The 12,302-nt window shown below is 44.9% G+C and carries 14 protein-coding genes; 9 read left to right on the plus strand and 5 right to left on the minus strand.

Annotated features, from left to right (window positions below; all coding sequences use genetic code 11):
• Window positions 1–5 precede the first annotated feature (5 nt).
• The 7 genes from QVP94_RS16755 to QVP94_RS16785 all read left to right on the plus strand — a co-directional run bounded on the left by QVP94_RS16755 (window position 6) and on the right by QVP94_RS16785 (window position 5,865).
• Window positions 6–617, plus strand: a complete 612-nt coding sequence (locus QVP94_RS16755; protein ID WP_005860262.1) for a polysaccharide deacetylase family protein — start codon at window positions 6–8, stop codon at window positions 615–617.
• Entirely contained in the window at window positions 617–1,534 is a 918-nt protein-coding gene (gene queG, locus QVP94_RS16760; protein ID WP_005860261.1) for a tRNA epoxyqueuosine(34) reductase QueG, read from the plus strand. Before QVP94_RS16755 ends, queG begins: the two co-directional genes overlap by 1 nt.
• 6 nt (window positions 1,535–1,540) lie before the next feature.
• Entirely contained in the window at window positions 1,541–2,830 is a 1,290-nt protein-coding gene (locus QVP94_RS16765; RefSeq protein WP_009016756.1) for a S28 family serine protease, read from the plus strand.
• A gap of 158 nt (window positions 2,831–2,988) precedes the next feature.
• Entirely contained in the window at window positions 2,989–3,873 is an 885-nt protein-coding gene (locus QVP94_RS16770; RefSeq protein WP_005860257.1) for a metal ABC transporter solute-binding protein, Zn/Mn family, read from the plus strand.
• Window positions 3,857–4,618, plus strand: coding sequence for a metal ABC transporter ATP-binding protein (locus QVP94_RS16775; protein WP_005860255.1), 762 nt, complete (start codon window positions 3,857–3,859; stop codon window positions 4,616–4,618). Before QVP94_RS16770 ends, QVP94_RS16775 begins: the two co-directional genes overlap by 17 nt.
• Before the next feature lie 27 nt (window positions 4,619–4,645).
• Window positions 4,646–4,852 carry a hypothetical protein gene (locus QVP94_RS16780; protein ID WP_005860253.1) on the plus strand — a complete coding sequence of 69 codons (207 nt, stop codon included), beginning with the start codon at window positions 4,646–4,648 and terminating at the stop codon, window positions 4,850–4,852.
• Window positions 4,853–4,857: 5 nt separating this feature from the next.
• A complete protein-coding gene (locus tag QVP94_RS16785; RefSeq protein ID WP_005860252.1) occupies window positions 4,858–5,865 on the plus strand; it encodes an NAD-dependent epimerase/dehydratase family protein in 1,008 nt (335 codons plus the stop codon).
• A 3-nt stretch (window positions 5,866–5,868) separates the two neighbouring features.
• Here QVP94_RS16785 and QVP94_RS16790 read toward each other — a convergent pair whose 3' ends face one another.
• The 5 genes from QVP94_RS16790 to QVP94_RS16810 form a co-directional block, all read right to left on the minus strand.
• Entirely contained in the window at window positions 5,869–6,669 is an 801-nt protein-coding gene (locus QVP94_RS16790) for a head GIN domain-containing protein (protein ID WP_009016754.1), read from the minus strand.
• A 20-nt stretch (window positions 6,670–6,689) separates the two neighbouring features.
• On the minus strand, window positions 6,690–7,466 hold the full coding sequence (locus QVP94_RS16795; RefSeq protein WP_009016753.1) for a head GIN domain-containing protein: 777 nt from the start codon (window positions 7,464–7,466) through the stop codon (window positions 6,690–6,692).
• The gene (locus QVP94_RS16800) at window positions 7,463–8,251 is read right to left on the minus strand and encodes a head GIN domain-containing protein (protein WP_022193048.1); all 789 of its coding nucleotides are present in this window, start codon (window positions 8,249–8,251) and stop codon (window positions 7,463–7,465) included. Before QVP94_RS16800 ends, QVP94_RS16795 begins: the two co-directional genes overlap by 4 nt.
• A gap of 152 nt (window positions 8,252–8,403) precedes the next feature.
• Complete coding sequence (locus QVP94_RS16805) at window positions 8,404–9,228, minus strand: head GIN domain-containing protein (RefSeq protein ID WP_022193049.1); 825 nt, start codon at window positions 9,226–9,228, stop codon at window positions 8,404–8,406.
• A 20-nt stretch (window positions 9,229–9,248) separates the two neighbouring features.
• Complete coding sequence (locus QVP94_RS16810; protein ID WP_009016751.1) at window positions 9,249–10,058, minus strand: head GIN domain-containing protein; 810 nt, start codon at window positions 10,056–10,058, stop codon at window positions 9,249–9,251.
• Window positions 10,059–10,170: 112 nt separating this feature from the next.
• Between QVP94_RS16810 and QVP94_RS16815 the strand changes: the two genes are divergently transcribed.
• Complete coding sequence (locus QVP94_RS16815) at window positions 10,171–10,650, plus strand: pyridoxamine 5'-phosphate oxidase family protein (protein WP_005860241.1); 480 nt, start codon at window positions 10,171–10,173, stop codon at window positions 10,648–10,650.
• Window positions 10,651–10,663: 13 nt separating this feature from the next.
• A complete protein-coding gene (locus QVP94_RS16820) occupies window positions 10,664–11,872 on the plus strand; it encodes a C45 family peptidase (RefSeq protein ID WP_009275427.1) in 1,209 nt (402 codons plus the stop codon).
• Window positions 11,873–12,302: the final 430 nt, after the last annotated feature.

Here is a 12,302-nt window from a genome sequence, read left to right on the forward strand (position 1 = left end):
AAAGTATGTTTATAGAACAACCGCCTTGGTTTTACAGGGCACTGTTCCCGGGGGTAACTTGGCGAATACCGGCAGAGAAGAAGTGTGTGTATCTCACCTTCGACGATGGCCCTATTCCCGAGGTTACCCCTTGGGTTTTAGATATATTGGATACGTACGGGATCAAGGCTACCTTTTTTATGGTAGGGGATAATGTACGTAAGCATCCCGAGGTCTTCCAGATGGTGATAGATCGTGGGCACCGTGTCGGTAACCATACGTTCAATCATATCCAAGGCATCAAGTTCTGGACGAAGAATTATTTGGCGAATGTGGAGAAGGCGGCTGAATATATTCCCAGCAATTTATTTCGGCCTCCTCATGGGCATATGCGTTTTCCGCAGGTAGTATGGCTTCGCCGCCATTATCATATCGTGATGTGGGACGTGGTCACCCGTGACTATAGCCCTCATATGACTCCGAACGGTGTCTTCAACGTGGTAAAGAACTATACCCGTAATGGTTCCGTTATCGTCTTCCATGATTCCTTGAAAGCCGAGCGCAATATGCGTGAGGCAATGCCCCGGGCTGTCGAATGGCTCTTAAAGGAAGGCTACGAGTTTAAAGTTTTTGAATAATGGGTATCTCCCAGTTTATAAAAGATAAAGCTATGGAATTAGGCTTCTCCGCTTGCGGTATCGCTGAAGTAGCGAAGGCCGGGAGCGAGGAGGCTTATTTTGACCAATGGATCGCGGAAGGCTACCATGCTGGAATGAAATACATGGAGAATCATCGGGAAATCCGTCTCAATCCGGATGGCTTGGTGGAAGGTGCCAAATCAGTTATCTCAGTAGCCTTGAATTATTATCCGAAAGTTCTCCGGAATCCGGCGGAACCTTATATCTCGTATTATGCGTACGGAGAAGATTATCACGGGGTCGTAAAGGATAAACTTCGCCAATTATGGAAAGCGATAACCGAGCATCATCCCTCCAACAATGAGGCCCGTGTATTCACGGACTCCGCCCCTCTGTTAGAGCGTTATTGGGCTTGGAAAGCCGGTTTGGGATGGATCGGAAAGAATACGAATCTAATCATCCCGGGCAAAGGCTCTTTCTTTTTCCTTGGGGAGATCGTGACAACTTTGGTAGTCGATACCTATGATTCCCCCAAAAAGAATCACTGCGGTTCCTGCATCCGCTGTTTGGACGCTTGTCCTACCGGAGCCTTGGAAGGGCCGAAACGTTTGAATGCCCGTAAATGTATCTCTTATCTTACGATTGAGCATCGTGGAGAAATCCCTGTTGAGCAAGCCGTCCTTTTAGGTAACCGTATCTATGGATGCGACACCTGCCAAGCCGTTTGTCCTTGGAACCGCTTCGCTATGCCTACGGCAGTAGCAGCCTTTCATCCCACCCCTTCTTTGCTCTCCCTTAAAAAAGACGACCTCAAGGCATTGAGCCGTGAGGATTATAATCGTATCTTTGCGCATTCGGCGGTGAAACGCGCCAAATATGAGGGATTATTACGAACAATACAATATCTAAAAGACTAAATTACCATGAGAAGAACATTTAACTTCTTGCTTCTTTTCTTCCTGTCGGTGATGACGGTAATGGCCGCTCCCGGAGATTTACAAGAGAAGCTTGCCGCTCTAAAAGGAATTAGTGGCATTGAAAAACTTCAATCCGATTATTATCCGGAGAAATATGTAGTACGTATTACTCAGCAGGTCGATCCGAAAGACCCCGCCGCCGGAACATTTACGCAACGGGTTATCGTAGGCCATGTAGGTTATGATCGTCCTACCATTATCGTGACCGAAGGATATGGAGCGGCTTATGCGCTCAATCCGAAATATCAAGAAGAACTATCTAAACTATTGAATGCGAACTTAGTATTCGTGGAGTACCGTTATTTCTTGGAGTCGACGCCGGAACCTAAAAACTGGGATTATCTGACCGCCGAGAACTCTGCGTACGATTTACATAACGTCCGCAATACATTCAAGCAGATCTATCCGGGAAAATGGATCAGTACCGGTATCAGTAAGGGGGGGCAGACTACAATGCTTTACCGTGCCTTTTTCCCGGACGACGTGGATTTCTCCGTTCCTTATGTCGGTCCGTTATGTAAAGGTGTAGAGGATGGCCGCCACGAACCTTTCTTACGTAAGGTAGGTACGAAAGCGGAACGCGAGAGGATACAGGATTTTCAATTGGAAGTCTTGAAGCGTAAGTCCGATATGCTTCCTTTATTGGAGAGCTATTGTAAGAATAAAAACCTGACATTCCGTATCCCGATGCCCGAGGTATTGGATTATTGCGTACTGGAATATTCATTCGCTCTTTGGCAGTGGGGAACTTCGGTAAGTACGATCCCTTCCAAGTCTGCCGACGATCAGGCGCTCTTCGATCATTTGATGGAAATCAGCGGTCCTGATTATTTCGCCGAGAACCAGCCGAATATCTCTTTCTTCGTACAAGCTGCCCGTGAGCTCGGTTATTATGGCTATGACGTAAAACCTTTCAAGAAATACCTTACGATCGATAGTGCCCATGGATACCTAAACCGTATCATGCTTCCCGAGGAACTGGTCGGTAAAGTAGACTTCCGTCCGGCTCTGTACCACAAGATCTATAACTTCTTGAAAGACAACGATCCGAAAATGATCTTCATCTATGGCGAGATCGACCCGTGGAGCGCGGCCATGGTTCCCGCTTTCAAAGGCAAGAAGAACGAGCAAATCTATATCCAGCCCCGAGGCAGCCATCGTGCCCGTATCGGCAATATGCCGGAGGATATGAAGGAGCGGATCCTTACACAGATGAATAAATGGCTGGCCGAGTAAAAATAGAGTAGCCTATTTTTTCCCTATAAAATCCCCGTATTATTACTTATCGGTTGTAATACGGGGATTTTGTCAGACTGCTTCCTGATAACTTTGAATCGTCTCCTTGCTGCCTTATTACCCGATATTCGTTACCTTTGCGAAAATATATATGTGGTATGAAAGAATTTAAGGTATTGATATCAGCTCTTTTCGTCTTGATACTTATGGCCTGCGGCGATAAGCGGGCAGATGAGAGGATCGTTTCCGTGACGATTGAGCCGCAACGGTATTTTGCGGAGAAGATAGCCGGAGATAAATTTAAGATTAATTGTGTGGTTCCGGCAGGGCAAAGTCCGGAGACGTATGATCCTACACCGCAGCAAATGGTGCAGGTGGGTAAAAGCCAAGGCTATTTAAGGATCGGATCGATCGGGTTCGAACAGGCTTGGATGGATAATATCCGGAATAATAATCCGGGACTCAAGGTTTTTGACCTGTCCGAAGGAATTGATTTACTTAAAAGCCCCGAGGAAGAAGAGGAACATGATCACCACCACCATCATCATCCCGGAGGCGTCGATCCGCATACGTGGAGCTCTATCTCTGGAGCGAAGGTGATCGCCAAGAACACTTTGGATGCCTTTGTGTCTTTGGACCCGGAGAATAAGGAATATTACCAAGCGAATTATGAACAACTGACGAAAGAAATCGGAGAGACGGAAAAGACCGTTTCCGGTTTGTTACATTCTCTTGACAATAAGACATTTATTATTTACCATCCGGCCCTGACCTATTTGGCTAACGAATATGGCTTGACCCAGCTTTGCATCGAGATGGACGGAAAAGAACCGTCTCCCGCACAATTAAAGGAACTGGTCGAGACCGCACGGGAACATAATGCGAAAGTCGTGTTTATCCAGCGGGAGTTTGACCAGAAGAACGCCGAGTTGATCGCTAAAGAAACAGGTTGCCGTCTGATCCCGATCAATCCGCTGGATTACGATTGGAGTAAGGAAATGATTCATATCGCAAAATCGTTAGCCGATGGACAAGCTGATTGAGTTGAGAGAGGTTACCGCCGGATACGGTAATAAGATCGCCTTACGTAACGTAACGCTGGATGTGTGGAAAAATGATTTCTTGGGAATTATCGGACCGAATGGCGGCGGGAAAACGACGCTTTTAAAGGTGATACTAGGTCTATTGCCTCCTATTTCCGGAACGATTCGTTTTTACGATGAAAATGTAGAGGTTCCTTCCTTGAAGATCGGTTATCTACCCCAAATGAGCCAGATCGATAAGAAGTTTCCGATCTCGGTACGGGAAGTGATCTCTTCCGGTTTATCCGCGGAGAAACCTTTGTTCCGTCCATTCAATAGATCCCAGAGAGAGCGTGTAGACGAGGTGATCGTACAGATGGGATTGGAGGAGTTGGCGGGCAGGGCCATCGGTGAGCTTTCCGGCGGCCAGTTGCAGCGGGTCTTATTGGGGCGTTCTATTGTCTCCCGTCCGCAGGTATTGATCTTGGATGAGCCTAATTCGTATGTGGATAAACGATTCGAGTCTCGTTTTTATCAGCTCTTGGAAGATATCAATAAAGAGAGCGCTATCATCTTGGTTTCCCATGATATCGGTACGGTTTTGACGATGGTGAAAAATATCGCTTGCGTAAACGAGACTTTGCATTATCACCCGGGAGCGAATGTCTCTGAGGAATGGTTGGGCGAGAAATACGCTTGTCCGATCGAGTTGGTGGGGCATGGTGACTTGCCGCACCGAGTCTTGAAGAAACACCAACACGAATAATTCTTTTTCACGAATAACTCTATTTTTATGATACCACAAATCATTTGCTGGATAAGCTTGCCGGAGATCGGTTATATCGTAGGTATTGCCGTAATCCTGTTCGGATGTAAGGCCGTATCGCAAAACCCTTTCATCAGTAAGAAACAAAAGATTCTTTGGATGCTGACGATCCTGTTCTTGAATTGGATCGGGTTGTTGTGGTATTATTATACATTTTATATGAAAGAAAAATGAAGGATATGAAGATATTGATAACCGGAGCGAGTGGTTTTATCGGCGGTTTCTTGGTAGAGGAGGCGCTTCGCCGTGGCTATGAGACGTGGGCGGGTATCCGTGCGGGTAGCAGTAAAGCGCATCTGCAAGATAAGCGGATTCATTTCATCGACTTGAAATATGGCGATCAGGAAGCGCTTACGGCTCAACTCTCAGACTTTGCCCGTGAGCATGGGGCATGGGATTATGTGATCCATAACGCCGGGTTGACGAAGACATTGGATAAGCGAAACTTTTTCCGTGTGAACGCCGAGAATACGCATCGATTTATCGAGGCTTTAGCCGCCGCCGGCTGCAAACCGAAGAAATTCCTCTTGATGAGCAGCCTAAGCAGCTATGGGCGAGGCGACGAGAAGACTTTCCGCCCGATACACTTGGACGATCCGCAGCGGCCGGACACGGCTTATGGCCAAAGTAAGCTAGAGGCGGAGAACTACATCCGTAAACAAACCTATTTTCCTTACGTGATCTTGCGGCCTACAGGAGTATACGGGCCGGGTGAGAAGGATTATTTCATGGAAATACAAAGCGTAAAGTCGGGACTCGATTTCGCCGTAGGCGCTATTCCCCAGCGAATCACGTTTATCTATGTAAAAGATTTAGCGACCGTGGCCTTCCTTTCCCTTGAGAAAGAGGAGATAGAGAACCGGCATTATTTTGTAGCCGACGGAGATGTCTACACGGATGAGTCTTTTGCCCGTATGATACAAGATATCTTAGGAAAGAAGCGGGTATTGCATGCCCGTATACCGCTGGGATTGGTGCGTATCGCTTGCCACTGTTCAGAATGGATCGGTAAGTTGTTGAAGAAAAGTATGACGCTAAATAGTGATAAATACATCATCTTGAAGCAGCGTAACTGGATTTGCGATGTCACGCCTCTTCAAGATGATTTAGGTTTTATCCCGGCCTATCCTTTACGTAAAGGCTTGGAAGAAAGTATCGAATGGTATAAAAAGGAGGGGTGGTTGTAAGAATCACTCCACCTTCTCGATCTTACCGGAGCCCATTACCTTTTTTTGGATATCTTGGGGATCTCCTTTGTATTTTACGGAACCGCTACCGGCTATCTCTGCCTTGATTTTGTTTACGACAAAGGCTTCTATGTCTCCACTACCGGCAATCTTGCACTCAAGCTCATCCATGGTACAATCGAAAGCACGTACTGTACCGCTACCGGCGATCGAGAATTCAGCTATGCCTACGGTTCCCCCTAGAACGATCGTGTTAGACCCGGCCATATCCCCGTTTAATTCCTCACAATACACTTTATGGCCAACGAAATCTCCGCTACCGGCGATCTCTATCTTTAGGTTTGTAAAAGAGGCCGTGTCGTGGAATTGGATAATCCCGCTACCGGCTAATCCTGCCTCGAACTCCTCGGCTTGTAGAGGGGAATTTATATTTACATGGGTACTGCCTGCCGCCGCTAGTTTCTTTAGATTGCGGGAGTTGGCCGTAACCATGAACTCGGTCGGACGGAAATTCGTATGTTTCCTGAATTCTTTTTTCGGACGGATCTTAAGCTTATGGTTCTCTACATTAAACTCATATTTCTCGAAGATATTCCGGTCTGTCTTTATTTCCAAACCTTCAGGAGCGTCGGATTGCGTGTAATTCACGACCATGCCTCCTCCCTCTAACTCAAGACAGTCATACTCGGAAACCGGGATGTTTTCCGTGGTGATATTGCCGTCTCCTTTTATGGTTTGTGTAGGGATACAGCTGCTTACTAGAAATAAGCCACATATAAGGAATAAAAGTGATATCTTTTTCATCTAATTGATTTTTGGGATGATTAATCTGCTTGTTTGATTTTTCCGACACCGGAGGCGGATTTCTGCGTATGCTCCGGATTGCCTTTATATTTAACGCTTCCCACACCAGAAGTGCTAGCGTCTAATTTCTGGGTAGCGTTCACTTCCATTCCTCCTACACCTGAAACTTCGCATTCCAGATCCTCAACGGGGCAATCGAACGCATATACGTGCCCTACACCCGATACGGAGTATTTGCCTTTCTTGATGTTTCCATTCAAGTAAATATTGCCGACTCCGGATATAGCTACCTTGAAAGTATCACAAGATAAATCAGCTAATTTCACGTCGCCTACGCCACTGATATAAAAAGACGTATTTGTCAGTTGTAGCGGTTGATCGGCGATAAAGTCGATGCTGCCACTGATCCCCGCTTCCTTCAGGTTCTTGGAACTTGTGTTCAATACCAGATGGGTCGGACAGATCTTCTTGCCGGATTTAGCCTTGATGATTAATTTGTGATCCTTATTCTCTATATCCAATAAGTCAAACAAATTCTCGTCCATGCTGATCTCCAACGAGGAGGCGCCATCTGTTTGGGTGTAATTACATATCGCACGGTTCTTCTTGTTGAACGGATTGATGCTTTTCGCCGATTCGATATTGGACCCTAGATGTATTTCCTCGAAATCATCTACTTGAATGGTGCGGGTAACAATATTCTTGTTCCCATTGATACCTTTTCGAGCATTCTTACTGATACAACCTGTCGTAGAAAAGATCACCAGCAGACATAGGTATATAATTCTTGTTTTCATTCTTTTACTTCTTCTACGGTACCTTTACCGATTATTCTCTGTTGAACTGCTGTCGGGCCTTTATAACGGATATTTCCTTTACCGACTACGTTGGCCTTTAAATTATCGGTAGCATGTACTTCCGCTAAGCCATTGCCTGTTACTTTGCAACTTAGCAGAGGAACCGCTAACCCAAAAGCGTGTATATCACCACTGCTGACGATACTGTAGTCTCCTTCTTTTGCGTTACCTTTCTTGATTGTTATAGAGCCGGAGCCATCGATATCACATTCGATCTTGTCGGCTTCCAGATGATTGACAACCATATTTGCGCTACCGGATACATTCAAATCCAGTTTACCGACCGTAACTGTCTCTTTCAGTTGCACCAAGCTATTGGCGTTCGCCTTAATAACGGTCTCGTCTCCGGTAAGCGGACTGTTTACCATGAAGTTGGCATTTCCGGAAACTTTTGCGGCGGCAAGCCATTTAGAATTCGTCTTTACGATAAACTTCGTGAAATGATCTACCTTCGCTCCTTTGAAAGCGATGGTTAAGACACGATCCTTCACCTCGATATTGACATAGGGATGAAGATTCTGGTCTACGGTAACCTCCACGGTGGAAGGATCATCGGATTGCTCGTAATTGAAATCAATTACGCCATCCACCTTAATCTCGTTATAATCGGCGACAGAAATCTTTTTCGAGGTCAATTTACCATCGCCTTTTACATGATCTGCGGCCCAACCGGTAGTGACCCATCCTAGGAAAAATACCATTAATAAGATAGCCTTTGTTTTCATAAGTATCGTTTTTTGTGATTCTACTTTTTAATTTAGACTCTATAAATAAAGAGTTGGTTACAAAAATAGCAAGAAAAAGCTACCGGATATCACATCGAGTAGCTTTTTTAAATTTGATAATGTGTGTATTTTAAAATAATGTGTGTGTTCGATCAATTCGCACCTTGGATGGAGCCAGAGCCGGACTTTGATTTATGCACGCTCGCTGGGCCTTTATAGCGGATGTCTCCACTGCCCGAAACCGATAGGTTCATGTTATCTTTGGCATAAACACGGGCATCTCCGCTACCGCTTACCGAGCAACTCAAATCATTGACAGATAAGTCGTATGCTTTTATATCTCCACTGCCCGATACGGAATAGCGGGCCTCGTCCGCCTTACCTTTCAAGGTGATGTCTCCGGAGCCTGAAACCTTGCTGGTAAGATTCTTGCAGTCCAAATCTTCAAAAACCAGATCGCCGGAGCCGGATACCGAGAACTCACCTAATCGTAATTTCACGTTATGTGGGAACTTTACGTCGCTGGAGCCGGAAATCTTGATTTCCAGTTGATCCTCGGAAAAAGCGTTCTGCGCCTCAAAATCCATCGGGCCGGAAGTCTTTAAGTATTTCAGAGTCTTCGAGCTTCCTTCGATTACATACTGGGTCGGTTTGATACGGGTCCCGTCTTGTATGCGGATAGCTAACCGTCCGTTATTGGATTTGATCGAGAGGAGTGGGAATAGATTCTCGTCGATCGTAATTTTCAAGGAAGCGCTTCGTCCATGCGTATATTTGAATACCGGGAATTTCTTGTTGCTTCTATTTCCCCAAAAATTATTGCCGGAATATTCGATATTTCCACCCAGTTCGATCTCGCTATAGTTATCTACCGATATCTCTTTCGTAATAATATTCCCATTACCTTCTACTTTACTAGCCTCTGCCATGAAGGCACAAAAGATGAGGGCTATTACCGCTACTAATTTTGTTTTCATCGTTCGTATGTATTAAATGTTTATTTGACTTTGTTGATCGAGCCGGAACCCATGATAGACTTACTGATCTCCGGATCTCCTTTGTAATGAATCTCACCACTACCTACGATATTGGCATCCAAGATTTGCGTGGCATATACGCTGATCTCGCCGCTGCTGGCGATATTACACTCTGCTTTACGTGCTTGGCAGTCAAAGGCTTTAATCTCACCACTTCCCGCTACATTGAATGAGGCACGATCTACGGTTCCTATTACCTCGATTTCCCCGCTGCTGGCGAGGCTGCAAGATAGGTTGTCCAGCTGTATATCCTTGGCGATGATATTTCCGCTACCGGCCATGTTACATTCAAGCTTGTAACCTTTTACGGGGCCTCTCAACTCAACGTTTCCACTACCGGCCATATTGATCTCCATCCGGTTTACTTTCGTCGGTTTGCTGATAATGAAACTGCCGGAACCTACCGTATTCAACTCTTTTAGTTCCTTGGAGTTGGATTTTATCTTGTAGACGGTCGGCCTCAAGTCGTAGGAGTTATTATTAAAACCTTTCTTGATAGATTTCGGATAGATCTTTAACGTACCGCCTTCTACTTCGGTCACGAGGTAATCAAATAAGTTCTCATCGATCGTTACGGATAGATAAGGCGCTTTATCCGACTGTTCATACTCGAAATCAGCGGAGCCAACGAACGTGATCTCGTCGTAATCGCTAATCTTTATCTCCCGGGTTTCCGGGTTCCCATTTCCATCGATACGTTTGTCGGCTGCGAATCCGCAAACCGCGATCATCTGTATGCAGAATATAAAAAGTGATACTCTCGTCTTCATCGTCTTTAATTTTTTAGGTTCTTTTCTTAATAGACGAGTGCGGGTTATAAAGGGTTGCAGAAACAGATGATTTTTTTAATTTTGCATCAAGTTAGATTTAAACATAAGGAATATGAAGACACTTATACACACGGACAAGGAACAGATCGAATCGATTATCCGCCAGAGCGATGTTTGCTTCGTTGGCATGGCGGATACAGATGGAACGCCTTATGTATTGCCGATGAATTTCGGTTATAAGGATGGCGTGATTTATTTACACTCGGCGCAGGATGGACGAAGCATCTCTATATTGGAACGTAATCCGAAAGTCTGTATTACGTTTAGTATTGACCATGCCTTGGTTTTCCAGCATCCGGAGGTAGCTTGTAGCTACCGTATGCGTTCGAAGAGCGTGATCGCTTGGGGAAAGGTCGCTTACGAAGAGGATTTCGACAAGAAGGTGGAAGCCTTGGATATTATCATGAAGCAATATTCCGATAAGACTTTCCGTTATAGCGATCCGGCGGTCCGTAACGTGAAGATTTGGACGGTAGATATAGACGAGGTCAGCTGTAAGGAATTTGGCGCTCCTCATAAGAAATCTTATTAAATCAATAAATGATATGAAAAAACTACTTCTTTTATTTGTTCTATGTCTTTGTTTTCCGGTGGTTGACAAGGCTTGTACCTCCATTATAATCACTGGAAAGGCTACTCCCGATGGCCGTCCGTTGATGTGGAAACACCGGGATACCGGCGCTCCGTATAACCATATCGGTTATTTTGACGAAGGTGGTTATCGTTTTCTGGGGCTGGTAAATAGCGATGATCCGGAGGGAGCCGTGTGGACCGGAAGCAATGAGACGGGCTTCTCTATCATGAATACGGCTTCTTATAACTTGAAAGACGATGATATAAAGGAGATGGATCAAGAGGGAAACTTGATGCGAAAAGCCTTGAGAGTCTGTAAGACGGTGCAGGATTTCGAGCATTTCTTGGATACCTTGCCTCGCCCGATGCGTGTGGAGGCTAATTTCGGAGTGATCGATGCTTATGGTGGTGCGGCTTATTATGAGACGAATAATGAGCGATATTATAAGAAAGACGCGAATGATCCGAATCTGGCGCCGGAAGGTTACTTGATTTATACGAATTTCTCTTTCGAGGGGCGTACGGATGAAGGCAAAGGATATGTACGTTATGAGAATGCGAAAAAGATCTTTAAGGAAATGCGGAACGAAGGATTTACTCCTCAGCGTATCTTTCAGCAGGCTTCCCGCTCTTTTTATAATAGCTTGCTGGATATCGATTTGATGGACAAGGGACAAAGTCCGAACAATCGTACAGGCTGGTTTGTGGAGCAGGATTTCATCCCCCGTCTAGAAAGTACGGCTTCTATCGTAATCCAAGGCGTAAAATCCGGTATGAATCCGGAATTGACAACGATGTGGACTGCCTTGGGATATCCTCCTACCTCTGTCGCTATTCCTCTTTGGGTGAAAATGGGAAAGGAGCAAAGTGCTTTAGTTACTTACGACGCATCCTATAAAACAGCCCTATTAGATTGGTATTCCGTTCAATTACAGAAGAATGTCTACTCCATACATCGTGGCAACGGCCAAAAGTATTTGCATTGGCAACTGTTATGGAATGATGACCAATCTGGTTATATCCAACAGCTTCGTGCGGTAGAGAACCGGATTTTCGATTTATTCGACGCTCATAAGACGGAGTGGGAACAAAATGGATTGGATACAAAGGAAATACAACGGCTGTATAAGGAAGTCGATAAGCTCGTAAATAAAGCCTTCTTGGGGCTTCAAAAATCATAACCATAAGGTGTTTTGTTGATAGTGAAAAATACAGTAAGTATTTAAAATATACGTATTGATAATATCTTTATAATCAGACTGATAAAAAGTTGATAATGTTTCCGGAAAAACACGTACGAGAATTTGTGAAAACACGTACGTGTTTTGGGAAACAGATAATGAGGTTTTAAATGCATTTGGAAAAATGTACAATAACTATGTGGAAAATAAGCACTGTATCCCTAAGAGATATACTTCATAGGCCAAGGAAGTAGTACTTCTCGTGAATTCCGATTGTGCGCTTAGGAAAACTTGTGCAGTTGGCGTATTTCAAAAAGTTACGTATATTAGTGGTCTGAATCTAATATGAAAAACATGAGAAAACTATATTATTTAGTGATGATAAGTCTGGCTTCCATTTTGATCGCATGCGAGAATCGATCGGAAGAGT

The organism is Parabacteroides sp. CAG:2 (genome assembly GCF_000436315.1).
In the GTDB taxonomy this organism is placed as follows: domain Bacteria; phylum Bacteroidota; class Bacteroidia; order Bacteroidales; family Tannerellaceae; genus Parabacteroides; species Parabacteroides distasonis.